Source organism: Streptomyces sp. NPDC089424, from assembly GCF_044749345.1.
Lineage (GTDB): Bacteria > Actinomycetota > Actinomycetes > Streptomycetales > Streptomycetaceae > Streptomyces.
Genome location: NZ_JBIVHU010000011.1, coordinates 211,064 through 233,994, shown reverse-complemented (window position 1 = coordinate 233,994; position 22,931 = coordinate 211,064). Strand labels below are relative to the sequence as shown.

Genomic DNA, 22,931 nt, shown 5'->3' with positions numbered 1-22,931 from the left:
CGCCGCACCGCGACGGGCCCGGACCGGGAGCGCCACACCATGACCGTGCCTTCCCGGGGGGAGACCCCCGGACCGCCTGCGCAGGACCATCTGACGCACCTCGACGACGCGGGCGCCGCCCGCATGGTAGACGTCTCGGACAAGGACGTCACCGCGCGCACCGCGCGCGCGAGCGGGCGGGTCCTCGTCTCGCCCCGTGTGATCGAGTTGCTGCGCGGTGAAGGGGTCCCCAAGGGCGACGCGCTCGCCACCGCGCGGATCGCGGGGATCATGGGCGCCAAACGGACGCCGGACCTGATCCCGCTGTGCCACCCGTTGTCGGTGTCGGGTGTGACACTGGATCTGTCGGTCGCGGACGACGCCGTGGAGATCCACGCGACGGTGCGCACCACGGACCGCACGGGTGTCGAGATGGAGGCGCTCACCGCGGTCTCCGTCGCCGCGCTGACCGTGATCGACATGGTGAAGGCGGTCGACAAGGGAGCGGTCATCACGGACGTGCGGGTGGAGGAGAAGACGGGCGGCAAGTCGGGCGACTGGAGCAGGGCATGACGGACGACTCGGCGCTCGGCGGCGCCCTCCTGGCGCCGTACGCCGCTCTGGTGGTGACGGCGTCCAACCGGGCGGCCGCCGGGGTCTACGAGGACAAGGGCGGCCCGTTGATCGCCGCCGCCCTCAAGGGTCTCGGGTTCGCCGTCGACGGCCCGCAGGTCGTCCCGGACGGGGATCCGGTGCAGGCCGCGCTGCGGGCGGGCGTCGAAGCCGGCTACGACGTGATCGTCACCACCGGCGGCACCGGCGTCTCGCCCACCGACCGCACCCCGGAGGCCACCCGCGCCGTGCTCGACCGGGAGGTGCCGGGCATCGCGGAGGCGATCCGGGCCCACGGACGGGACAAGGTGCCCACCGCCGCGCTCTCCCGGGGTCTGGCCGGGGTCGCGGGCGGGACCCTCGTCGTCAACCTGCCCGGCTCGTCCGGCGGGGTGCGCGACGGACTCGCCGTGCTGGAACCCCTGCTGGTCCACGCCGTCGACCAGATCCGCGGCGGTGACCACCCCAGACCCTCCGATGGGGGTGCGAGCTGAACAGCCCGTCCTGGCCCGTCGTACTGGTGGATGGCGAGGTCGTCCTCCGGCCGATAAAGCTGCGCGACCAGCGGGCCTGGCGCGAGGTCAACCGGCGCAACCGCGACTGGCTGCGTCCCTGGGAGGCGACCATCCCGCCGCCCACGCCCGCCGGCCCGATCACCCACCGGCCGACGTACCGCCAGATGGTCCGCCATCTGCGGTCCGAGGCGAACGCGGGGCGGATGCTGCCGTTCGTCATCGAGTACCAGGGGCGCCTCGTCGGGCAGTTGACGGTCGCCGGGATCACCTGGGGCTCCATGTGCTCGGGGCACGTCGGCTACTGGGTGGACGAGTCGGTGGCCGGCCGTGGCGTGATGCCGACGGCCGTGGCGCTCGCCGTCGACCACTGTTTCCGGACCGTCGGCCTCCACCGCATCGAGGTGTGCATTCGCCCGGAGAACGGGCCCAGCCGCCGGGTGGTGGAGAAACTCGGATTCCGCGAGGAGGGGCTGCGGCCCCGTTATCTCCACATCGACGGTGCCTGGCGGGATCATCTGGTCTTCGCGCTCACCGCCGAGGAAGTCCCTGAGGGGCTGCTGGCGCGCTGGCGACGCGCCCGCGCGCGGAACGCCCCGGGGAACGCGCGGGACCTGCCCCGGAACTCGCAGAACGCGCCCGGGAATCCAGCCTGACCCTGAAATTGAATAAGTGTTCGAAAATGATCGGTTGGTGACCGGTCCGGAGGCATTGAATTCGCGGGTGCGCCAGCCTGGTGATCGCATCGGTCACAAAAAAAGCTCGAAATATCAGCCAGATCGTGCGACACACCGGCTCAATTGGCAGATGGCCTCACACAAACCCCTCTACCGTGTGAGGCGTGAGCAGCAGCGGCCTCATCTACGCAGTCATTGTCGGGGCCTGGGCCGCCTACTTGGTGCCGATGTGGCTCCGTAGGCAGGACGAGCTGAACGAGGCCCGTCCGACGGAACGCTTCAGCACAGCCATCCGGTTGCTGTCCGGACGGGCGGGCATGGAGCGCCGATACGCCAAGGACCTGCGGGCGCGCTCCACCGACGAGGGGGAGCCCGGCTTCGACGACCCGGACGCGGTCACCGACTCGGTGGACGTCCGGGCCTTCGCCATGCCCCCGACCCGCCCGCAGGCGGGCACGGTCGTCGAGGCGGCGAAAGCCGTGCCGGCGTCCGAGTCCCGCGAGTCCGGTACCGCCCCGGCCCGCGCGGACGTCCCCGCGCCCGCGCCCCCACGCAAGCCGATCCCGCCGGCCCGTCGCGCACCCGGTGCGGAGGCGGCCGCGGCACGCGCCCGGCGCACGAAGGTGCTGGCGCGCCGCAGGCGCACCACCATCATGCTCTTCCTCGCCTTCACGCTCGGCGCGGTCGTCGCGGCGGTCGGCGGCCTGACGTTCCTGTGGGCGCCCGGGGTGCCCGCCGTGCTGCTCAGCGGGTACATCGTGTACCTGCGGGCGCAGGAACGCCGTCGGTTCGCGTACCAGATGGACCGGCGCCAGGCGGAGGCCGCGGCGCAGCGGCTCCGTGAGCGGACGCGGCAGCCGCGCCGGCACGCGGTGGCCGAGACGGAGGCCGACGAGCCCGAGGAGGGGCACGAACCGGAGACCGACGCCGGGCTCTCGGCGCTGGCCGCGGACCGGCGGGCGCTGGTGGAGCAGACCGACCACGCCGAGTGGGTCGACCAGCAGCGGGAGCGGCAGCGCCGGCCCGGGCACGGTGAGAGCTGGGACCCCGTGCCGGTGCCGTTGCCGACGTACGTGACGGCGCCGGTCGCGCCACGCGCCACCTCGGAGGTGGATCTCGGGGCCCTGGACGCCTGGAGCTCGGCGCGGTCGGGCCCGGCGGCGCAGGGGCAGGAGACCCCCGTGGGCTCGCCGGAGCGCGCCGCCGGGACGACACCTGCCGCCTCCGCCGCCTCCGCCGCCTCCCCGGCCGATGCCGGGGAGCGGGGGCGGTCGGGGGCGACGGACGGCGCGGCGGACGGCGCGAGCGACAAGGCGGACGGTGAGGGGCGCGGGGACGCGCGGCGCCGGGCGGCCTCGGCGCGGCGGGCACGCGAGCGTGGCCGTACGCCGCTGTTCGACCAGTACGAGGAGGGGGAGCGGCCGCGGGCGGCCAACGAGTAGCCCGCACCGCTCCGGCCCCGGGTCCAGCGGGAACGGATTTCCAAGCACCCCGATCGGGGTGCTAAAGTTTCACTCGTTGCAAGGGCCTGTGGCGCAGTCTGGTAGCGCACCTCGTTCGCATCGAGGGGGTCTGGGGTTCAAATCCCCACAGGTCCACGCAGCATAGAGCCCCGTCGGGAATCCCGACGGGGCTCTAGCGCGTTCCCGGCGTCCGCGAGGGCCCGGTGACGGGCCCTCAAGTGGCGCGCGTCACAGGGGCTTCGCGAAGCAGCGGCTCGACTCGTGGAAGCGGTAGTAGCCGAACTTGGTGCACGGCTCGTAGCCGCTGGAGCTGTACAGGGCGATGGCCTCGGGCTGTTCGGTGCCGGTCTCCAGGACCATCCGGACGCGGCCGGCGGCGCGGGCGTCCTCCTCCAGCGCGGCGAGCATCCGCCGGGCGAGGCCGCGGCCGCGCAGCTCCCTGATCACGTACATCCGCTTCAGTTCCGCGTCGCCGTTCTCGTTGCCCTCGTCGTTCTTGTCCTGGCTGCGCCAGCCGCCGGTGGCGACGGGGCGGTCGGACTCGTCGTAGGCGATCAGGTACACGCCGTTCGGCGGCCGGAAGTCCGACGGGTCGAGAACGGTGGCGTCGCCGCCGTCGCCGTAGCGCTCGTGGTACTCGGCCTGGACCTCGTCGTTGAGCTTCACGGCGTCGGGATGGTCGAAGGGGACGAGGCGTATATTCATGCTGAGGATCGTACACCTATGCAGAGTAGGAATCTGGACTTCGTCCAGTGTGCCGGTAGGGTGCGGCCCGTGCTCACTGTGACCTCTGTGAATGTGAACGGGCTGCGGGCCGCGGCGAAGAAGGGCTTCGTGGAATGGCTCGCGGCGACCCAGGCGGATGTGCTGTGCCTGCAGGAGGTGCGCGCCGAACCGCAGCAGCTGCCCGAGCACGTGAGGGCGCCGGAGGGCTGGCACGTGACGCACGCGCCCGCGGCGGCCAAGGGGCGCGCGGGGGTCTCCCTGTACACCCGGCGTGAGCCGGACGCGGTGCGCGTCGGGTTCGGGTCGAGCGAGTTCGACGCCGGCGGGCGGTACGTCGAGGCCGACCTGCCCGGTGTGACGGTCGCCTCCCTCTACCTCCCCTCGGGCGAGGTGGGCACCGAGCGCCAGGACGAGAAGGCGCGCTTCATGGGCGAGTTCCTCGCCCATCTCAAGGGCCTGAGGGAACGGGCCGCGGCCGACGGGCGCGAGGTGGTCGTCTGCGGCGACTGGAACATCGCCCACCAGCGGGCGGACCTGAAGAACTGGCGCGGCAACACCAGGAACTCCGGCTTCCTGCCGGAGGAACGCGACTGGCTCACCTCGGTGTTCGACCCCGGGGCCGGCGGCTACGTCGACGTCGTACGCGCCCTGCATCCGGACGTCGAGGGGCCGTACACCTGGTGGTCGTACCGGGGGCGGGCGTTCGACAACGATTCGGGATGGCGCATCGACCTCCACGTGGCCACGCCCGGGCTCGCCCGCCGGGCGCTCAAGGCGTACGTGGAGCGCGCGGCCACCCACGGCGAGCGCTGGTCGGACCACGCGCCGGTGACAGTGGTCTACGACCGGTAGAGGCCGTCCGCCCTAGCGTGTGCCGCGCATGCGGCGGTCCAGGGCCAGGGAGAGTTCCGCCTCCACCACGCTGCGGGCCAGGGGGCGCAGGCGGGGCAGGTCCTCCTCCGGGGCGTGCCGCAGGACCAGGGTGGCGAAGAGTTCGGCCAGGGCGTCGGCGTGGGCGCGTACCTCCTTGCCCGCCCGGAGGACCTCCGCCAGCGGGATGCCCTCGCGGACCAGGGCCGAGGAGACGTCGAGCAGGCGGCGGCTGATGTGGACCAGTTCGTCGCCGTCGGTGCCCAGGTAGCCGAGGTCCATCGCGGCGGCCAGGTTCTCGGGGGTGACCTCGCCCTCGAAGCGTGCGGCGAGTTCCTCGGGGGTGAGGCGGACCGGTTCCTCCTCGGTGGGGGCGCCGATGCCGACGCCGAAGAGGTCGGCGACGTCGCGGCCCTGGTCGAAGGCCTCGGCGAGTTCCGCGATGCCGTTCAGGGTGTGGCCGCGTTCCAGCAGCGCGCCGATGGTGCGCAGCCGGGCCAGGTGGTGGTCGTCGTACCAGGCGATGCGGCCCTCGCGGCGGGGCGGCTGGATCAGCTTGCGTTCGCGGTAGAAGCGCAGGGTGCGCACCGTGATGCCGGCCAGCCGGGCCAGCTCCTCCATGCGGTACTCACGCTTCTCGGTCACCACCGCACCTTACGGTGTACCGCCGGTAACTTTCCTCGTACCGCCCCCTACCCATCAGTACGCCGCTCCTCTACTCTCCCGATTGTGCCAGTGAACACTGGCATGGTTCGCAGGGTCACGGAACGGCATGGAGGGGCGTCGGTATGTCCGAGCACGAACATGTACGGGTGGCGGTGGTCGGGTCGGGATTCGGTGGGCTCGGGGCCGCCGTGCGGCTGCGCCGCGAGGGGATCACCGACTTCGTCGTCCTGGAGCGCGCCGGCAGCGTCGGCGGCACCTGGCGGGACAACAGCTACCCCGGGTGCGCCTGCGACGTGCCCTCCCATCTGTACTCGTTCTCCTTCGCGCCCAACCCCGAATGGCCGCGCACCTTCTCCGGGCAGGAGCACATCCGCGCCTACCTGGAGCACGTCGCGGACGTCTTCGGACTGCGCCCGCACCTGCGCTTCGACTCCGAGGTCAAGCGGATGGCCTGGGACGGCGACGCGCTCAGGTGGGTGATCGAGACCGCCTCCGGCACCCTCACCGCCGACCTCGTCGTCTCCGCCACCGGACCGCTGTCCGACCCGAAGGTCCCCGACGTCCCCGGCCTCGACACCTTCCCCGGCAAGGTCTTCCACTCCGCCCGCTGGGACCACGAGGCCGACCTGCGAGGCAAGCGCGTCGCCATGGTCGGCACCGGCGCCTCCGCCATCCAGATCGTGCCCGCCCTCCAGCCCGAGGTAGGCCGGCTCACCCTCTTCCAGCGCACCCCGCCCTGGGTCATGCCCCGCATGGACCGCGCGATCAGCGGTGCCGAGCGCAGGCTGCACCGCGCGCTGCCGCTGACGGCCCGGCTCCGCCGCGGACTGCTGTGGGGCATCAGGGAGTTGCAGGTCCAGGCCTTCACCAAGCACCCGGGCGAGCTGGGTTTCGTGGAGCGGCTGGCCAAGCAGAACATGGCCCGAGCCATCAAGGACCCGGCCCTGCGCGCCAAGCTCACCCCGGACTACCGCATCGGTTGCAAGCGGATCCTGCTGTCCAGCGAGTACTATCCGGCGCTCGCCCGGCCGAACGTGGACGTCGTCGCGAGCGGGCTGAGCGAGGTCCGCGGCTCGACGGTCGTCGCGGCCGACGGCACCGAGGCCGAGGTCGACGCGATCGTCTTCGGCACCGGCTTCCATGTGACGGACATGCCGATCGCCGAGCGGGTCGTCGGGGCGGACGGCCGGACGCTCGCCGAGGTCTGGAAGGGCGGCATGGCGGCCCTGCGCGGCGCCTCGGCCGCCGGGTTCCCGAACTGGATGACGATCATCGGGCCCAACACCGGACTCGGCAACTCCTCCATGATCCTGATGATCGAGTCCCAGCTGAACTACTTGGCCGACTACGTGCGGCAGTTGGAGGTGCTCGGCGGACGGGTGGCCCTCGACGCCCGCCCCGAGGCCGTGAACGCCTGGAACCTGAACGTGCAGGAGCGGATGAAGCGCACGGTGTGGAACACCGGCGGCTGCAACAGCTGGTACCTGGACGCCTCCGGCCGCAACACGACCATCTGGCCCGGTACGACGAGCGAGTTCCGGCGCGCTACACGGCGCGTGGACCTCGCCGAGTACGAGGTGCTGCGCCCGTCCGCCGACCGGCCCGCCGGCGAGGTCACGGGGCAGGCTGCCGGCGACGCGACCGGCGACGCGACCGGCGACGCGACCGGCGACGCCACCGGCGAGGCCGTCCGGGAGGCCCTCGCATGAGCCGCCTCCCGCATGTCACCGCCGGCCCCTACGCGCCCCCCGTCCCGGCCCGCGAACTGAAGGTCACCTCCGCCGACGGCGCACCCCTGCACGTCGAGGTGCACGGACCCGACCACGCGCCGGCCGTCGTCCTCGTCCACGGCTGGACCTGCTCCACCGCGTTCTGGGCCGCGCAGATCCGGGCCCTGGCCGCGGACCACCGGGTCATCGCCTACGACCAGCGCGGTCACGGCCGCAGCCCCGCGAGCCCGCTGTGCAGCACGCAGGCCCTCGCCGACGACCTGGAGGCCGTGCTCGCCGCGACCCTCGTGACCGGGGAGCGGGCGGTGATCGCCGGGCACTCCATGGGCGGCATGACGGTGCTGGCGGCGGCCGGGCGGGAACACTTCCGGGCCCACGCGGCGGCCGTCCTGCTGTGCAGCACGGGCAGTTCGCGCCTGGTCGCCGAGTCGACCGTCCTGCCGATGCGGGCGGGACGGCTGCGGACATGGCTGACCGGGCACGTCCTCGGCTCCCGCGCGCCTCTCGGCCCGGTCACGGCGCCGGCGCGCAGGATCCTCAAGTACGCCACCATGGGCGCCGGTTCCGCCCCGCACATGGTGGAGGCATGCGCCCGGATCGTGCACGCCTGCCCGCGCACCGTGCGCCACTCCTGGTCGCGGGTGCTGGACCTGCTCGACCTCGACCACGGCGTAAGGGAGTTGCAGGTCCCCGCCGAGGTCGTCGTCGGCACGGGCGACCGGCTCACACCGCCGGTGCACGCCCGCGCGCTGGTCGCCGCGCTGCCACGGTGCGTCGGACTCACCGAGCTGCCCGGGCTCGGACACATGACACCGGTCGAGGCTCCCGAGCTGATCACCGGCAGGATTCGCGAACTCGTCACCACGTACGCGCCGGGGGAACCGGTCAAGGAGGGCGCATGAGCAGGGTCGGCCTGGAGGGGCAGGTCGCGGTCGTCACCGGGGCCGCGCGGGGCGTCGGGGAGCTGCTCGCCCGCAAGCTGTCGGCGCGCGGCGCCAAGGTGGCGCTGGTCGGCCTGGAGCCGGACGCGCTGAAGCAGGTCGCCGCGCGGCTGCACAGCGAGAGCGAGCACTGGTACGCCGACGTCACCGACCACGAGGCCATGGCGAAGGTCGCCCAGGAGGTCAAGGCGCGTTTCGGCAAGGTCGACCTCGTCGTCGCCAACGCGGGCGTCGCGAGCGGCGGGCCCTTCACCGACTCCGATCCGCAGGCCTGGCGGCGGGTCATCGAGGTCAATCTGATCGGGTCCGCGGTGACCGCCCGCGCCTTCCTGCCGGTGCTCACCGAGAGCCGGGGCTATCTGCTCCAGATCGCCTCCCTCGCCGCGATGACGCCGGCGCCGATGATGACCGCGTACTGCGCGTCCAAGTCGGGCGTCGAGGCGTACGCGCACAGTCTGCGCGCCGAGGTGGGCCACCAGGGCGTGAAGGTCGGGGTCGCGTATCTGTCCTGGACCGACACCGACATGGTGCGCGGGGCCGATCAGGACGACGTCATGCGGGAGTTGAGGCAGCGGCTGCCGTGGCCGTCGAACAAGACCTATCCGCTCGGGCCGGCCGTGGACCGGATCGTGGCCGGCATCGAGCACCGGTCCAGCCATGTGTACGGGCAGTGGTGGCTGCGCGGGATGCAGGGGGTGCGCGGGTACTTGCCGGCGCTCATCGCCACCGTGGGGCAGCGCGAGATGCGGCGGTTCGCGCCGCGGCTGCGCGGCATGCGCACGGGACTCGTGGGCGCGGGCGGCGAGGCCGACGAGCAGGCGCGTGCTACGCAGCGTAGTTGATCGAAATGCGTGCGTAGTCGCGCCGTGCAAATCTGGTCGAGGCCCCATCCCCCACCCACTACGGGAGTGAATCTCATGGGCATGAAGGACCAGTTCCAGGACAAGGCCGAGCGCATGCGGCAGCAGGCCAAGGAGCGCGCCGGGCAGGAGCGGGACGAGAAGCGCGAGCGTCCCTCCGAGCCGATGCGTGAGCGCGGCCGCCGCGACTCGGACCCGGAGCGGGAGCGGCAGGAGGCCGAGGACCGTTTCGCGCAGGACTACGACGCCTGAGTGTGCGTACGGCTTCACCCAGTGACGCAGGGTGCCCTCCTCTTCCGGAGGGCACCCTGTGTTCGTGTTGGTGCGCGCGGGCGCGGGTCACGGGCGGGGCGGCAGCTTCGGGCGGGATCTGTCCGGCACGTGACGGTAGTCGGGCGGTGTCGCCGCGGGCTCCGTTGTCAGCAGGCGCACGGCGAGTTGCACCGCGTCGTCGAGCTGGGCGTAGCGGCCCTCCGCCCAGTCGAGGGGGGTGCGCAGGGCCTCCACGTCGGGGGTGACGCCGTGGTTCTCGACGGACCAGCCGTAGGCGTCGAACCAGGCGGCGTTCATCGGCACGGTGATGACCGTGCCGTCGCCCAGCCGGTGCCGGCCGGTCATGCCGACGACGCCGCCCCAGGTGCGCTGCCCCACCACGGGGCCCAGTTTCAGGAGCTTGAAGGCGGCCGTGATCATGTCGCCGTCGGAGGAGGTCGCCTCGTCCGCAAGTGCCACCACCGGGCCGCGCGGCGCGTTCGAGGTGTACGAAACCGGCTGGGCGTCGCGGGTGAGGTCCCAGCCCAGGATCGTTCGGGTCAGCTTCTCGATGACCAACTCGCTGATGTGGCCGCCGGCGTTGCCCCGCACGTCCACGATCAACGCGGGACGGGACACCTCCATGCGCAGATCGCGGTTGAACTGGGCCCAGCCCGAGCCGCCCATGTCGGGGATGTGCAGATAGCCGCAGTGCCCGCCGCTCAACTCCCGCACGACCTCCCGGCGTTTGGCCACCCAGTCCTGGTAGCGCAGCGGACGCTCGTCGAGGAGCGGGACGACGGCGACCCGCCGGGAGCGCCCCTCGCCCTCGGCCGGGGTGAAGGTCAGCTCGACCGTCGTGCCGCCCGCGCCCGCGAGAAGCGGGTACGGGCCGGTCAGCGGGTCGACCGGGCGGCCGTCCACATGGGTCAGGATCGCGCCCTCGCGGATGCCGGAACCGGCCAGCGGTGAGCGGGCCTTGGAGTCGGAGGAGTCGCCGGGCAGGATGCGGGCGACGGTCCAGCCGCCTTCGCGCTGGGCGAAGTTGGCGCCGAGCAGGCCCTGGCGGCGCTGGTAGTGGGGCGGGCCCTCGTTGCGGCGGGCGGCGGTGACGTAGGCGTGGGAGGTGCCCAGTTCGCCGAGGAGTTCGCGCAGCAGGTCGGCGAACTCGTCCGGGGAGGCCACCCGCTCCACCAGCGGCCGGTACTGGTCCAGCACAGCGTCCCAGTCGATCCCGCACATCCCCGGCTCCCAGAAGTAGGCCCGGATCAGCCGGCCCGCCTCCTCGTACGACTGGCGCCACTCGGCGCCCGGGTCGACCTCGTGCAGGATGCGGCGCAGGTCGATCCAGGTCGTCGTGTCGCTGTCGCCGGGCTCGGTGGACGGCACCGCGCGCAGGTCGCCCTCGTCGACCACGACGAGACGGGTGCCGTCGCCGCTGACGGTGAACCAGTCGAGGTGCTCGACCAGTTCGGACTTCTTCGCCTTGACGATGTTGAAGTACTCCAGCGTGGGACGGCCGCTGGTGTCGTCCGGGTTGACGAACGTCTCGCCGAGCGCGCCCGAGATCGGCCAGCGCAGCCAGACCAGCCCGCCGCCCGCGACCGGGTACAGCCCCGAGTACTTGGAGGCGGCGACCGGGAAGGGCGTCACCCGGCTCTCCAGGCCCTCGACCTCGACCATCACCGTGCCGCCCTCCCCGCCCTCGGCGCCGGCCTCGTCCTCGACCGGGTCCATCCCCCCGGCGGCCGGGCGTCCGTCCGGGCTCAGCGCGAAGGGGGAGGGGGTGGCCGAGGTCAGCGGGACCAGGTAGGGGCGGCAGCCCAGCGGGAAGGACAGGTCGCCGGTGTGGACGTCGTAGACCGGGTCGAAGCCGCGCCAGGAGAGGAAGGCGAGGTAGCGGCCGTCGCGGGTGAAGACCGGGTTCTCGTCCTCGAAGCGGCCGTTGGTGAGGTCGACGACGAAACGGTCCTTGATCCGGGCCAGTTTGATCTGGCGCAGGGACCGGCCGATGCCCGGGTGCGACCACGTGAGCCACGAGCCGTCCGGGGAGAAGGCGAGGTCCCGCACCGGGCCGTTGATCGACCGGATCAGCTCGGTCACCCCTCTGTTCGACCCTTCCGTCGCGTCGAGCAGGAGCAGCCGCCCGTCGTGCGAGGCGAGGGCGAGCCGTTCGCCTTCCGGATCGGAGACCATCTCCAGCACCCGGCCCAGCTCCCCTTGTGCCAGCCGTCGCGGCTCGCGGTCGCCGGTGGCGCGCGGCAGATAGGCGATCTCGATCGCGTCCTCGCCCTCCGCGTCCGTGACGTAGGCGACCTGGCCGCCCGAGCCGAGCATCTCCGGCAGCCGCACCCGGACGCCCGGGGTGTCGGTGATGGTGCGGGCGGGGCCGTCGCGGTGAGTGAGCCAGTACAGGCTGCCCCGGACGACGACGGCGCTAGCGCGCCCGGTCTCGTCGACCGAGATGCCGTCCACGTGGTGTGCGGCGGGCACCTGGTAGGTACGGCGGCCCGCGCGTGGACCGCTCAGGCGGACGTCGAGCCGGCGGGGCGCGGAGTCGGCGGCGAGGTCGTCGACGAGCCACAGGTCCCCGCCGCACTGGTACACGACGCGGGTGCCGTCGCCGGCGGCGTGCCGGGCGTAGAAGGCGTCGTGGTCGGTGTGCCGGCGCAGGTCGGAGCCGTCGTAGGCGCAGGAGTAGAGGTTGCCGACGCCCTCGTGGTCGGAGAGGAAGGCGATCCGGCCGCCGACGAACATCGGGGAGTGCAGATGGCCCTCCAGGTCGGCGAGCAGCCGGGTGCCGTGCAGCCAGAGGCGGCCCATGGCGCCGCCGCGGTAGCGCTTCCAGGAGGCCGGTTCGTGGGGTGGCGTCCCGGTGAGCAGGAGGGTGCGGCGCTCGCCGTCGATGTCGGCGACCTGGAGGTCCGCGACCGGGCCCCAGGGCAGTTTGCGGCCCGGGCAGCCGTCCGTGGAGACCTTGTAGGCCCAGGTGAAGTGCGAGAAGGGCTCTCCGTGCGAGGCGACGGCGAGAATGTCGCCGTCCGGGGTCCAGCCGCACACCTGGGTGTCCGGGCTGCCCCAGTAGCTGAGCCGGCGGCCGCTGCCGCCCTGCGTCGGCACCAGGTACAGCTCGGGCACCAGACTGCGCCAGCTCGTGTACGCGATCCGGCTGCCGTCCGGGGAGAAGCGCGGATGGCCGATCTTGGTGCGGTCGACGGTGAGCCGCCAGGCGCGACCCGGCCCGTCGAGAGGGGCGAGCCAGAGGTCGTCCTCGGCGACGAAGCACAGCAGGTCACCGCTGAGGTGGGGCAGACGCAGATAGGTCACCTCCCCATGCTTCGCCCCGAGGACGGACCGGAGCAAGTCGTGTGAAAACGCCCCTCGGGGTGTGGTGGGCGAGCGTGACGGGCGACACGTACGAAACGGTTTCGTTTCTCAGCGGGCTGCGCTACATTCGTCATGTACGAGTACGAGACGGTGTCGTACGGAGATCGCCGCGAGCGGGAAGGGTGAGTCGGATGGCCGAGGTCGCAACGACGCGTCGCAGCCGGATCACACCCGAGCGCGAGGCCGAGCTGTACGCGGCCGTGCTCGACCTGCTCCGGGAAGTCGGCTACGACGCGCTCACCATGGACGCGGTGGCCGCCCGTACGAAGTCCAGCAAGGCGACGCTCTACCGCCAGTGGGGCGGCAAGGCCGAGCTGGTGGCCAAGGCGATCCGGTACAACAAGCCGGGCGGCATCGCCGACGTCGACACCGGCACCCTGCGGGGCGACTTCCACGCCCTGCTGGAGCACGAGGACGACTGCACCATGGAGCAGAACGCCGCGCTGATGCGGGGTCTGGCCATGGCGGCGCACACCAACCCGGATCTGCTGAAGGCGTTCAGGGAACTGCTGGTGGAGCCCGAGACGCAGGAGTTCCGCAGAATGGTCCAGCGGGCGATCGACCGGGGCGAGGTCCGGGCCGACAACCCCGCGCTGGAGTACGTCGTGCACATGATGCTCGGCGCCTTCGCCACCCGTGCGCTGATCGAGGACCTCCCGCCGACGCGGGACTTCCTCACCTCGTACATCGACGCCGTGGTGCTCCCCGCCCTCGGCGTTCCCACCCTCTGAGCACCTCCTCGCCCGAGTAGCAGCACCCCCTACCCGCACCACCACCTGTACCTGACGCGCCCGCTCACGTCGTCGGGACGATCACCCCTGCCTCCCCGCCGGGTGATCACCCCTGCCCTGAAACACCCCCACGACCTGACCGGGAGTTCGCCCTCGTGGCCACGTTCCTCTACAAACTCGGCCGGCTCGCCTTCCGGCGACGGCATTTCGTCGCCCTGATCTGGGTGGCGCTGCTGACCCTCGCCGGTGTCGGCGCGGCCAGCGCGCCCACCGCCGGCACCACGTCCTTCTCGATCCCCGGCACCGAGGCCCAGAAGGCCTTCGACCTGCTGGAGGAACGCTTCCCCGGAATGAGCGCGGACGGGGCGACCGCACGGGTCGTCTTCAAGGCGCCGCCCGGAGAGAAGATGACCGCCGCCGGCCACAAGGCGACCGTCAAGGAGACCGTCCGGGAACTGTCCGACGGCTCCGAGGTCGCCGCCGTCGCCGACCCGTACGTCGCCAAGTCGGTCAGCCGGGACGGCACGATCGCCTACGCGCAGGTCACCTACAAGGTGTCCGGCATGGAGCTGGCGGACTCCTCCCGCGAGGCCCTGGAAGAGGCCGCGCAGGACGCGCGGGACGCCGGGCTGACCGTCGAGGTCGGCGGCGACGCGCTCCAGACCACGCCCGAGACCGGTTCGACGGAGATCATCGGCATCGCCATCGCGGCGGTCGTCCTGGTCATCACCTTCGGTTCGCTGCTCGCGGCCGGGCTTCCGCTGCTGACGGCGATCATCGGCGTCGGCATCGGCGTCGCGACGATCACCGCGCTGGCGAGCACGCTGGACCTCGGCTCGACGACGTCGACGCTGGCCACCATGATCGGCCTCGCGGTCGGCATCGACTACGCGCTGTTCATCGTCTCCCGCTACCGGGCGGAACTGGCCGAGGGCCGCGAGCGTGAGGAGGCCGCCGGACGGGCGGTCGGCACGGCCGGTTCCGCGGTGGTCTTCGCGGGCCTGACGGTCGTGATCGCGCTGGTGGGTCTGGCCGTCGTCAACATCCCGATGCTGACGAAGATGGGTGTCGCGGCGGCGGGCACCGTGGCCATCGCCGTGCTGATCGCGCTGACGATGATTCCGGCGCTGCTCGGATTCGCGGGCCGCAAGGTGCGTCCGGCGGGGGAGAAGAGCAAGCTGCTGGGCGGCGGCCGCGCCTCGGCCGCGGGCAAGCAGAACCGCCCCAACATGGGCACCCGCTGGGCGAGTTTCGTCGTACGCCGTCCCGTCGCCGTGCTGCTGCTGGGGGTGCTCGGCCTCGGTGCCGCCGCCGTCCCGGCGACCTCGCTGGAACTCGGCCTGCCCGACGACGGCTCGCAGCCGACGTCGACCACGCAGCGCCGGGCGTACGACCTGCTGTCGGACGGCTTCGGTCCCGGCTTCAACGGCCCGCTGATGGTCGTGGTCGACGGGAAGTCGAGCGACGACGCCGAGGGCGCGTTCGACGAGGTCGCCGACGAGATCAGGGGCCTGGAGAACGTCGTCACGGTGACTCCGCCGGCGCCCAACAAGGCCGGTGACACGGCGACGATCACCGTGATCCCCGACTCCAAGCCGTCGTCGGTGACGACCGAGGAACTGGTGCACTCCCTCCGCGACGCGGGCACCGCGATCCAGGCGGACACCGGGGCGGAGGTGCTGGTCACCGGCGCGACGGCGATGAACATCGACGTCTCCCAGAAGCTGAACGACGCGCTGGTGCCGTATCTGATCCTGGTGGTCGGCCTGGCGTTCCTGCTCCTGATCGTGGTCTTCCGCTCGATCCTGGTCCCGCTGAAGGCGGCGCTCGGCTTCCTCCTGAGCGTGATGGCGGCGCTCGGCGCCGTCGTGGCGGTCTTCCAGTGGGGCTGGTTCGCCGGACTGATGGGCGTCGAGGAGACCGGACCGGTCATGTCGATGATGCCGATCTTCATGGTCGGCGTGGTCTTCGGACTGGCGATGGACTACGAGGTGTTCCTCGTGACCCGGATGCGGGAGGCGTACGTCCACGGGGAGAAGCCCGGCCAGGCGATCGTGACCGGGTTCCGGCACGGCGCGCGGGTGGTCACGGCGGCGGCCGTGATCATGATGGCGGTCTTCGCGGGCTTCATCGGCTCCAGCGAGGCCATGGTCAAGATGATCGGCTTCGGCCTGGCGATCGCGGTCTTCTTCGACGCCTTCGTCGTCCGCATGGCGATCGTCCCGGCGGTCCTGGCGCTGCTCGGCAAGAAGGCCTGGTGGCTGCCCAGGTGGCTGGACCGCGCGCTGCCCAACGTCGACGTCGAGGGCGAGGGCCTGCGCACGAGGACGGACCGCGACGACGAGGACCGCCAACTGATCCACGCCTGAAGCCCCTTGAACCCGGGCCGGTGAGTCCCCACGACGACGGGACTCACCGGCCTCTGCGCGCCCACGTGCTGGGTGATGTTGCCCGAGGAGCCCCTCGCCCTCGTGATCGGGCACTACAGTCTTTCGTTGTGCCGTACATCACATGATGGTGCGGCGGTGGCGGCTGGGTGGGGGCCCGAGTCGTGAGAGCTGGGGGGCTTCATGCAAGAAATGATCAAAGGTTCGAACGTCGCGCTGGCGGCCCTGAGCGAGAACGCCGGGTCGGTCATCGTGAGCCTGAGCTGGGTCAGCCCGACGGGTGAAGGCGACGCGGACGTGTCCGTCCTGCTGCTGAACGCGGACGGCAAGGTGCGCAGCGACGGCGACTTCTACTTCTACAACAACCCGGTCTCCGCCGATGGAAGCGTGCAGTTGCTGGGTAAGACGCCGACGGGGAGCGGCGACGAGGACAGGATCAGCTTCGACCTGACGGCGGTCTCCTCCGAGATCGACCGGATCGTCGTCGCGGCAAGTCGCTACGAACGAGGCGGCTTCGGCGAGCTGGAGGATCTGAAGCTGACGCTCGCCGACGGAGGAGGCGAGTGCTTGCTCGGCTTCGCCATCGACGACCCCGGCACGGTCAGCGCGATCATCTTCGGCGAGCTGTACCGGCGCGGGGAGGAGTGGAAGTTCCGCGCTGTCGGACAGGGCTACGGCTCAGGTCTGGCGGGCCTGGCGACGGACTTCGGCGTCGACATCGACGACGACGCGGGCAGCGAGGAGTCCGTCCACGACGACCTGGACGGTGGGCAGGCAGACGCCGTGGCTCCGCCGATTGCCGTGGAGCAAGCACCGTCGGCACCGCAGGGGACACCGAGACTCGTTCCGACGCCTCGCCCGCCCGGCGACGAGACGAAACCGGTGAAGGCGGCTCGGCCGCGCACCGCGAAGAAGAAGGTCACCGTGCCCAGGGGGGCCAGGAAGTCGCTGGCTGAGAACGAGTCCTGGAGGGGCGCCAGGCTCTTTCCCGTGCCGGCGCTCAAGAGCGACCGTGAGCGGGAGCAGCGTGCCACGTCGGTCCTGCTGTCGGTGATGGCGCAGGTGCCGGAGTTCGGCCGGCGACTGCTGGCACCGTTCGGCGCGCCGGCCGGACGCATGGAGACGTTCACCGAGGTCTCCCTGCCACACGGAGACACGCCGCGACGTCCCGACGGGGTGGTTCGCGTGGAGCGGGCCGGCAAGTTGTGGACCGCGCTGGTGGAGACCAAGACGAACGGCAACGGCGTCAAGGCCGAGCAGGTGCAGGCGTACGTGGACATCGCGGCACGACGTGGCTACGAGGCGGTGATCACGCTGACCAACGACGTCGCGCTGGAAGGCAGCCCGCTCGTCGAGGTCAAGATCGACGGTCGGCGCAAGCACAAGGTCGCCGTGCGGCACCTGTCGTGGGCCGAAGTCACCTACCAGGCACAGATGCTGATCCGGCACGAGGGCGTCGGGGACAAGGCGCACGCGTGGTTGCTGGAGGAGCTTCTGCACTACCTGCAGCACGAGAACTCCGGCTGCCACGGCTTCCAGAACATGGGATCCGCCTGGGTCCCGGTCCGTAACGGCATCGACGACGAAACACTGTGCCAGGGCGACCCGCGCATCCTCGAAGTGATCGAAAGCTGGGAACGGCTCGTTCGTCAGATCTGCCTCAGTCTCGGTGGTGAGATCGGGCAGAAGGTGCTGCCCGTTCAGCGCGCCAAGCGCGGCGCCGACCCGAAGGCCCGACGCGCGCTTCTGGCCGATCAGTTCTGCCTCGACGGCAGACTTCAGGCGGAGCTGCGGATCGAGGGCGCACCCGGCATCCTCGCGATCTGCGCCGATCTGCGGACCGGCAGGCTCCGTACCTCCATCGACATTCCCGCCTCCGAGCAGGGGTATCCGCTGACCCGGGTGAAGCGACTGGTCCGGCGTCTGGCCGAGGCCCCCGCGGACCTTCACGTCGAGACCCTTGTCGAGGGCGAGGCAGGCGGGCCACGCGGCACCCTGGAGCGGCTCCGCCCGGAACCGGCGGACCTGCTTCCGAAGCACGACGGTGCCCGCATCAACGGCTTTCGCCTGTCCCTGCTCAAGAGCATGGGAAGCAGTCGAGGGAACGCCGAATCGGGATTCATCCGCAGTGTCGACGACGCCGTTCGGCGCTTCCACACGAACGTGGTGGTCCACCTGGATCGCGCCGAACCTCGCCGGACGCCGACCCAGGAAGGTGCCGGGGCCGGATGACAGTGGCGCAGGTCCGGTGGGGGGTAACCCGGTCGCGTGTGGTGTGTACCGGCCGCTAGCGTGCCGGGCATGACCACTTCGGAATCAGGAGTCCACCCCCGGTTCGGTGCCGCGCTCGACGCGTTGGGGCTCGGGGAGGTGCGGGGGCGGGTCCGGCGTTTTCCGGAGGCGACGCGGACCGCCGCCGAGGCCGCCGCCGCCCTCGGGTGCGAGCTGAGCGAGATCTGCAAGTCGCTCGTCTTCGGTGCCGACGGGGTGCCGGTGCTGGTGCTGATGGACGGGGCCTCCCGCGTCGACGTGGAGCTGGTGCGCCGGGAGCTCGGCGTCGGCAAGGTCACGCGGGTCGGCGCCGACGTCGTACGGGAGACCACGGGGTACGCCATCGGCGGGGTGCCGCCGTTCGGGCATCTGACCAGGACGAGGGTCCTCGCCGACCGGTCGCTGCTCGACCACGACGTCGTGTGGGCGGCGGCCGGGACGCCGTACACCGTCTTCCCGATGGAGCCCAAGGCCCTGATCGCGCACGCCGGCGGCACCCTGGTGGACGTCCGCGAGCGCGCTGCGTGACCCCGCTGGTCACCACGGCCGTCCTGCTCGCCGCCGTCGCGCACGCCAGCTGGAACGCCATCGCCCACCGCATCACCGACAAGCTCGTCGGGTTCACGCTGATCTCGGGCGGCGGGCTGGTCATCGGACTCGCACTGCTGCCCTTCGTCGCGGTACCGGCGACGCGGGCCTGGCCGTATCTGCTGCTGTCGTCCGCGCTGCACATCGCCTACTACGCGCTGCTGATGAAGTCCTTCCGGCTCGGCGACTTCGGGCAGGCCTATCCGATCGCGCGCGGCAGCGCCCCGCTCGTCGTCACCGTGCTGGCCGCGGTCTTCGCGCACGAGATCCCCGACGGCTGGGTGGTGGCCGGGATCGCGCTGAGCTGCGCGGGGCTGACCGGCGCCGCGCTGTGGGGGCTGCGCGGACGGCGGCCCGACTGGCCCGCGATCGGGGCCGCGCTGGCGACCGGGCTGTCCATCGCCGTGTACACGGTGGTGGACGGTCTCGGCGTACGGGCCTCGGGCTCGGCGTTCGGGTACGTGGCCTGGCTGATGGCGGTGCAGGGCGTCGTGATCCCGGCGTACGCGCTGTACGTCTGGCGTGCCGGGACCGTGGCGCGCCTACGGCCCTTCCTCGGACCGGGACTGGTGGGCGCCGTCCTGTCCGTGGGCGCCTACGCCCTGATCCTGTGGGCGCAGACCCGCGCCGAACTCGCGCCCATCGCCGCCCTGCGCGAGTCGTCGGTCCTCGTGGGCGCGGCCATCGGTGCCGTGGTCTTCAAGGAGCGGTTCGGGGCGGCCCGGATCGCCGCCGCGGGGCTGCTGGTCGTGGGGATGGGACTCATGCTGGCGTGAGCCCGCCGGCAGCCCCCGGCGCGCCGCGGGCTCGGCACCGGGATGACCGGCCCCAGGCCGCCGTGAGGCGGTCCGGTACGGGGTCCCTCGGTGCCGGGCGGGTGATGCCCGAGAGGTCGTGGGCCGCGACGCTGTTGCGGTCCGTCACCGAGTGGCCGAACGCGTGGTGCGGCCACAGACCGCCCGCGACCCGGCGGCCGCGCTCCACCCAGGCGCGGGCCGCGGCGTCCCGGGGCGTGTAGTGGTTCAGGGCGTATCCGGCCGTGTGCAGGCGCAGCAGGCTGAAGCCGCCCGGATAGTCCTTGACCGCGCTGACCTCCTGGAACGTGACGTGCGGCGCCTCGTCCAGGACCGTGCGCTTGTTGCGGTGGGTGTGGCCGGCGTGATGCAGGAAGACACCCCGCGCGGCGGCGTAGGCCGCCAGGACCGCGCGGGCCTGCGCGCGGGCCAGCCGCTGTCCCGCGCTCACCGGGAACAGGGAGTGCCGCACGGTCAGCGGATGGTGGCCGAAGACGAGCGTCGGCTGCTCCCGTGTCTCGCGCAGCAGGGCCCGCAGCCACGCCAGCTGCTCCGCCCCCATCCCGCCCGCGTCGCCGCCGGTGCCCGTCTTCTCGTAGGTGTCGAGCCCGATGATCCGCAGGCCGCCCACCTCTCGGGCGAAGAACGTGGCCTCGCCGGTCGCGGAGCCGAAAGCCCGGTGGAAGGCGTCGCCGCCCGGGCCCGCCCGGTCGTGGTTGCCCCGTACGACGAAGTAGTCCCGCCCGTGGGCGCCGAAGCCGTCCAGTATGCGCCGCGCCGTCGCCAGGTCGCGCGGCGCGCCGCCCGCCGAGATGTCCCCGGCGGCCAGCAACAGGTCCGCCCCGCGTCGCAGGGCCTCCGCGACCACGGCGCGGCTCATGACCTCCGGGTAGGGATCGTGCCCCGGCGTCTGGGAGACACCGCGCAGGAGCGGGAGCCCGGCCACCAGGCCCGCCGTCGTCTCGCCCAGGTGCAGGTCGTTGCAGAGCGCGATCGAGAGCAGGTGGCGGCCCGGCGGCGGCTGGGGCGTGGTGAAGGAGTACGGGCCCGCGGGCGTGCCCAGGCCGTGCGGCGAGGTGCCCACCGCGTTCCCGCCGGCCAGGTGCAGCGGGGTCGCGGAGGCGGGGACGCCCCGGGAACGGGCCTGGTAGTAGTACGTCCGGCCCGGCTCCAGGTCCGTCAACTCGACCTGGTGGTGTGCGGTCGGCCGGTCCTCGCCGGCGAGGCGGTCCAGGCGCGCCGGATGGGTGCCGTACACCACCTCGCCCTCGGTGGGCGCGGGGAGCATCTGGCCGAGCCCGTCGTCGGTGCCGGGCACACCCGTGAACCAGGTGAGCACGGCGTGGTCCTCGGCCAGCGTGACCAGTTCCAGCTGCACCGCGGCGACGGGGCCGTGGTGCCGGGTGCGCAGACCGTGCAGGACCACGGGGGCCAGCAGGGCGGCGGAGCGCACGACGTGGTGGGGGGCGGGGAGCGCGGAGAGGGACCCGAGGGCCGAGCGGACGGCTGGGGGAGCGGTCGGACAACAGCGCATACGGCCTTGGTGCCCGGCGGCGGTGAACGGCGGCCGTGGTCGCGGCGGCGTGACCGGGTCAGGAACACGACAGGAGCGACGGGAACGCGACAAGCCGGGCACTGCGGGAGCACCCTGGAAACAACCGGCAACGGCTGATCCTGGAGACAGGTGGTCCGGAGGTGATCGTCATGATGCACACCACGGTGGGATGGCATGTCGAGCTGGAGTTCCAGGAGGACGACACCCACACGAGGGCGGCGGCGCTGGTGCGGCTGCCCGACGGGACCGAGGTACGGGCCCACGGACACGCTGCCCGGCACCACACCGACTCCCAGCAGCCGCGGGTGGGCGAGGAGATCGCGGGGGCGCGGGCGCTGAACGAACTTGCCATGCGGCTGCTCACCAAGGCGCACGACGAGATCGACTCGGCGTCGGGGCGCACGTCGCACCCGATCCACGTCTGATCCGCCGCCGATCCGCGTCCCGCGCGGCCCGACCGTCAGGCGCGTGGCGGCATCCGGAGCGGGTTGACTTCCGCGAAGGAGGGCTGTCACGCTCTTGGCGGCGGTTGATGTGTGCGCCCGAGCGCCCCCCTTGAGGGCCGGGACTTCCCGTCGGCCGACCCTTCTCTTTTTCCCTGTCTTTCCGACACCGCGCGGCAGGCCATCCGGCCTGCCGCGCGGTGTTTTCTCATGCCGCGCGAAGGAGAGATCCGTGACCATCCCCACCCATCGGCCCCAGGAGAGCGTGCCCGCCCGGACCGGGCGGGCACGCCCGCTCGACGGGCTGCCGTCACTGACGGGACTGCGGTTCTACGCGGCGACTGCCGTGTTCCTGTACCACGTCACCAGCCCCCAGCTCAGCCCGTTCGCCGGGCGGACCGGGCACGACGCGGCCCGGCTGTTCGGGATCGCGGGCGGGCTCGGGGTGTCGTTCTTCTTCATCCTCAGCGGGTTCATCCTGACCTGGTCCGCCCGCCCCACGGACACCTCCGGCCGGTTCCTGCGGCGCCGCCTGGTCAAGCTGTACCCCAACCACCTCGTCACCTTCGTGGTCTCGCTGCTGGTCTTCGCCGGCGCGACCACCACCGCCTGGCAGCACTGGCTGCCCAACCTGCTGCTGTTGCAGACCTGGTCCTGGGACCCCGCGGTGTCCTTCAGCGTCAACGCCCCCAGCTGGTCGCTGGGTTGTGAACTGCTCTTCTACCTGTGCTTCCCGCTGCTGCACCGCGCGGTGAAGGCGATCCGCCCGGCCCGGCTGTGGGGGTGGACGGCCGGCCTCGTGGCCGCCGTGATCGCCGTACCGGCCTTCGCCTACGCCGTGCTGCCCGGCGAGGTCCGCATCCCGGGCTGGCAGGTCAGCGAGGTGCAGAACTGGTTCGTGTACCAACTGCCGCCGGTGCGGATGCTGGAGTTCGTGGTCGGCATGCTGCTGGCCCGGCTCGTGCTGACCGACCGCTGGGTGGGCGTGCGACTGTGGCAGGCGGTGCTGCTGTGCTTCGCCGCGTACGCCGTGGCGCTCGAGGTGCCCTACCTGTACGCCCTTTCCGCGGTCTGGGTGATCCCGCTCGGCCTGCTCATCCCGGCCGCGGCGGTCGCCGACGTGCGCGGGCGGCGCTCGCCCTTCCGGGGCCGGGTGATGACCTGGCTCGGCGAGGTGTCGTTCGCGTTCTACCTGCTCCAGGCGACCGTCCTGATCGGCGGCACCAAGTACCTGGCCGGGCACGCCCCTTACAGCTTCGCCGAGGCCATCGGGCTGTGCGTGCTGGCCTGGGCCGTCACCACCGTCCTCGCCTATCTGCTCCACGCGCTGGTGGAGCGCCCCGCGATGAAGCACCTCAGCCGGCCGCGCCCGAAGCAGGCGGCGACGGCACCGGCGGAGCGGACTCCCAGCCTCCGTTGACATCGGACGCGTGCACATGTCACGCTTCCCCGCGGAGCCCTTTTGCCCTGAAACAGCATGACAAAGG

Annotated in this window: 20 protein-coding genes and 1 tRNA gene; 17 read left to right on the top strand and 4 right to left on the bottom strand. The window is 72.0% G+C overall.

The window, feature by feature from the left end:
- Positions 1–39 precede the first annotated feature (39 nt).
- From moaC to ACIP2X_RS35720, 5 genes are all read left to right on the top strand, one after another.
- Positions 40–552: a cyclic pyranopterin monophosphate synthase MoaC gene (gene moaC / locus ACIP2X_RS35740; RefSeq protein ID WP_401681784.1), complete on the top strand. Its 513-nt coding sequence runs from the start codon at positions 40–42 to the stop codon at positions 550–552.
- Entirely contained in the window at positions 549–1,085 is a 537-nt protein-coding gene (locus ACIP2X_RS35735) for a molybdenum cofactor biosynthesis protein B (protein WP_401681781.1), read from the top strand. The genes moaC and ACIP2X_RS35735 overlap by 4 nt, the downstream gene beginning before the upstream one ends.
- Positions 1,082–1,759 carry a GNAT family N-acetyltransferase gene (locus ACIP2X_RS35730; protein ID WP_401682109.1) on the top strand — a complete coding sequence of 226 codons (678 nt, stop codon included), beginning with the start codon at positions 1,082–1,084 and terminating at the stop codon, positions 1,757–1,759. The genes ACIP2X_RS35735 and ACIP2X_RS35730 overlap by 4 nt, the downstream gene beginning before the upstream one ends.
- Positions 1,760–1,944: 185 nt before the next feature.
- Positions 1,945–3,222 carry a gephyrin-like molybdotransferase receptor GlpR gene (glpR, locus tag ACIP2X_RS35725; RefSeq protein WP_401681779.1) on the top strand — a complete coding sequence of 426 codons (1,278 nt, stop codon included), beginning with the start codon at positions 1,945–1,947 and terminating at the stop codon, positions 3,220–3,222.
- 82 nt (positions 3,223–3,304) lie between these two features.
- A tRNA-Ala gene (locus tag ACIP2X_RS35720) sits at positions 3,305–3,378 on the top strand.
- A gap of 93 nt (positions 3,379–3,471) precedes the next feature.
- Here the strand turns inward: ACIP2X_RS35720 and ACIP2X_RS35715 are convergent.
- Positions 3,472–3,948 carry a GNAT family N-acetyltransferase gene (locus tag ACIP2X_RS35715; protein WP_401681776.1) on the bottom strand — a complete coding sequence of 159 codons (477 nt, stop codon included), beginning with the start codon at positions 3,946–3,948 and terminating at the stop codon, positions 3,472–3,474.
- Positions 3,949–4,017: 69 nt separating this feature from the next.
- Here ACIP2X_RS35715 and ACIP2X_RS35710 point away from each other — a divergent pair, with 69 nt between their 5' ends.
- Positions 4,018–4,821 (top strand): exodeoxyribonuclease III, encoded by an 804-nt coding sequence (locus tag ACIP2X_RS35710; RefSeq protein WP_401681773.1) that lies wholly within the window; start codon positions 4,018–4,020, stop codon positions 4,819–4,821.
- 12 nt (positions 4,822–4,833) lie between these two features.
- Here the strand turns inward: ACIP2X_RS35710 and ACIP2X_RS35705 are convergent, their stop codons facing one another.
- Positions 4,834–5,484 carry a MerR family transcriptional regulator gene (locus tag ACIP2X_RS35705; protein WP_401681770.1) on the bottom strand — a complete coding sequence of 217 codons (651 nt, stop codon included), beginning with the start codon at positions 5,482–5,484 and terminating at the stop codon, positions 4,834–4,836.
- 143 nt (positions 5,485–5,627) lie between these two features.
- Between ACIP2X_RS35705 and ACIP2X_RS35700 the strand changes: the two genes are divergently transcribed.
- The 4 genes from ACIP2X_RS35700 (at position 5,628) to ACIP2X_RS35685 (ending at position 9,288) form a co-directional block, all read left to right on the top strand.
- The gene (locus ACIP2X_RS35700; protein WP_401681767.1) at positions 5,628–7,214 is read left to right on the top strand and encodes a flavin-containing monooxygenase; all 1,587 of its coding nucleotides are present in this window, start codon (positions 5,628–5,630) and stop codon (positions 7,212–7,214) included.
- Positions 7,211–8,137 (top strand): alpha/beta fold hydrolase, encoded by a 927-nt coding sequence (locus ACIP2X_RS35695; RefSeq protein WP_401681764.1) that lies wholly within the window; start codon positions 7,211–7,213, stop codon positions 8,135–8,137. The genes ACIP2X_RS35700 and ACIP2X_RS35695 overlap by 4 nt, the downstream gene beginning before the upstream one ends.
- A complete protein-coding gene (locus ACIP2X_RS35690; RefSeq protein WP_401681761.1) occupies positions 8,134–9,018 on the top strand; it encodes an SDR family oxidoreductase in 885 nt (294 codons plus the stop codon). Before ACIP2X_RS35695 ends, ACIP2X_RS35690 begins: the two co-directional genes overlap by 4 nt.
- Before the next feature lie 75 nt (positions 9,019–9,093).
- Positions 9,094–9,288: a hypothetical protein gene (locus tag ACIP2X_RS35685; protein WP_401681759.1), complete on the top strand. Its 195-nt coding sequence runs from the start codon at positions 9,094–9,096 to the stop codon at positions 9,286–9,288.
- 87 nt (positions 9,289–9,375) lie between these two features.
- Here ACIP2X_RS35685 and ACIP2X_RS35680 read toward each other — a convergent pair whose 3' ends face one another.
- Positions 9,376–12,615, bottom strand: coding sequence for a S41 family peptidase (locus tag ACIP2X_RS35680; RefSeq protein ID WP_401681757.1), 3,240 nt, complete (start codon positions 12,613–12,615; stop codon positions 9,376–9,378).
- A gap of 191 nt (positions 12,616–12,806) precedes the next feature.
- On the opposite strand from ACIP2X_RS35680, the gene ACIP2X_RS35675 reads away from it, so the two are divergent.
- The 5 genes from ACIP2X_RS35675 to ACIP2X_RS35655 all read left to right on the top strand — a co-directional run bounded on the left by ACIP2X_RS35675 (position 12,807) and on the right by ACIP2X_RS35655 (position 19,428).
- Positions 12,807–13,406, top strand: a complete 600-nt coding sequence (locus tag ACIP2X_RS35675; RefSeq protein WP_401681754.1) for a TetR/AcrR family transcriptional regulator — start codon at positions 12,807–12,809, stop codon at positions 13,404–13,406.
- A gap of 155 nt (positions 13,407–13,561) precedes the next feature.
- Complete coding sequence (locus ACIP2X_RS35670; RefSeq protein ID WP_401681751.1) at positions 13,562–15,775, top strand: MMPL family transporter; 2,214 nt, start codon at positions 13,562–13,564, stop codon at positions 15,773–15,775.
- A 201-nt stretch (positions 15,776–15,976) separates the two neighbouring features.
- Complete coding sequence (locus ACIP2X_RS35665) at positions 15,977–18,025, top strand: TerD family protein (RefSeq protein ID WP_401681748.1); 2,049 nt, start codon at positions 15,977–15,979, stop codon at positions 18,023–18,025.
- Between the two features lie 69 nt (positions 18,026–18,094).
- Positions 18,095–18,592 carry a YbaK/EbsC family protein gene (locus ACIP2X_RS35660; RefSeq protein ID WP_401681746.1) on the top strand — a complete coding sequence of 166 codons (498 nt, stop codon included), beginning with the start codon at positions 18,095–18,097 and terminating at the stop codon, positions 18,590–18,592.
- The gene (locus tag ACIP2X_RS35655) at positions 18,589–19,428 is read left to right on the top strand and encodes an EamA family transporter (RefSeq protein WP_401681744.1); all 840 of its coding nucleotides are present in this window, start codon (positions 18,589–18,591) and stop codon (positions 19,426–19,428) included. Before ACIP2X_RS35660 ends, ACIP2X_RS35655 begins: the two co-directional genes overlap by 4 nt.
- On the opposite strand, the gene ACIP2X_RS35650 is transcribed toward ACIP2X_RS35655, so the two are convergent.
- Positions 19,415–20,980 (bottom strand): metallophosphoesterase, encoded by a 1,566-nt coding sequence (locus tag ACIP2X_RS35650; protein ID WP_401681741.1) that lies wholly within the window; start codon positions 20,978–20,980, stop codon positions 19,415–19,417. The two genes, ACIP2X_RS35655 and ACIP2X_RS35650, sit on opposite strands and share 14 nt — an antisense overlap.
- Before the next feature lie 170 nt (positions 20,981–21,150).
- Between ACIP2X_RS35650 and ACIP2X_RS35645 the strand changes: the two genes are divergently transcribed.
- Positions 21,151–21,426 carry a DUF1876 domain-containing protein gene (locus ACIP2X_RS35645; RefSeq protein ID WP_365453043.1) on the top strand — a complete coding sequence of 92 codons (276 nt, stop codon included), beginning with the start codon at positions 21,151–21,153 and terminating at the stop codon, positions 21,424–21,426.
- Positions 21,427–21,676: 250 nt separating this feature from the next.
- Positions 21,677–22,864 carry an acyltransferase family protein gene (locus tag ACIP2X_RS35640; RefSeq protein ID WP_401681737.1) on the top strand — a complete coding sequence of 396 codons (1,188 nt, stop codon included), beginning with the start codon at positions 21,677–21,679 and terminating at the stop codon, positions 22,862–22,864.
- The last annotated feature ends 67 nt before the right edge of the window (positions 22,865–22,931 follow it).

Coding starts and splice junctions, on each gene's coding strand:
- ACIP2X_RS35690 (WP_401681761.1), top strand. CDS start 8,134: ATGAGCAGGGTCGGCCTGGAGGGGCAGGTCGCGGTCGTCACCGGGGCC.
- ACIP2X_RS35645 (WP_365453043.1), top strand. CDS start 21,151: ATGATGCACACCACGGTGGGATGGCATGTCGAGCTGGAGTTCCAGGAG.
- ACIP2X_RS35685 (WP_401681759.1), top strand. CDS start 9,094: ATGGGCATGAAGGACCAGTTCCAGGACAAGGCCGAGCGCATGCGGCAG.
- ACIP2X_RS35675 (WP_401681754.1), top strand. CDS start 12,807: ATGGCCGAGGTCGCAACGACGCGTCGCAGCCGGATCACACCCGAGCGC.
- ACIP2X_RS35650 (WP_401681741.1), bottom strand. CDS start 20,980: ATGCGCTGTTGTCCGACCGCTCCCCCAGCCGTCCGCTCGGCCCTCGGG.
- ACIP2X_RS35660 (WP_401681746.1), top strand. CDS start 18,095: ATGACCACTTCGGAATCAGGAGTCCACCCCCGGTTCGGTGCCGCGCTC.
- ACIP2X_RS35715 (WP_401681776.1), bottom strand. CDS start 3,948: ATGAATATACGCCTCGTCCCCTTCGACCATCCCGACGCCGTGAAGCTC.
- moaC (WP_401681784.1), top strand. CDS start 40: ATGACCGTGCCTTCCCGGGGGGAGACCCCCGGACCGCCTGCGCAGGAC.
- ACIP2X_RS35665 (WP_401681748.1), top strand. CDS start 15,977: ATGCAAGAAATGATCAAAGGTTCGAACGTCGCGCTGGCGGCCCTGAGC.
- ACIP2X_RS35695 (WP_401681764.1), top strand. CDS start 7,211: ATGAGCCGCCTCCCGCATGTCACCGCCGGCCCCTACGCGCCCCCCGTC.
- ACIP2X_RS35735 (WP_401681781.1), top strand. CDS start 549: ATGACGGACGACTCGGCGCTCGGCGGCGCCCTCCTGGCGCCGTACGCC.
- ACIP2X_RS35700 (WP_401681767.1), top strand. CDS start 5,628: ATGTCCGAGCACGAACATGTACGGGTGGCGGTGGTCGGGTCGGGATTC.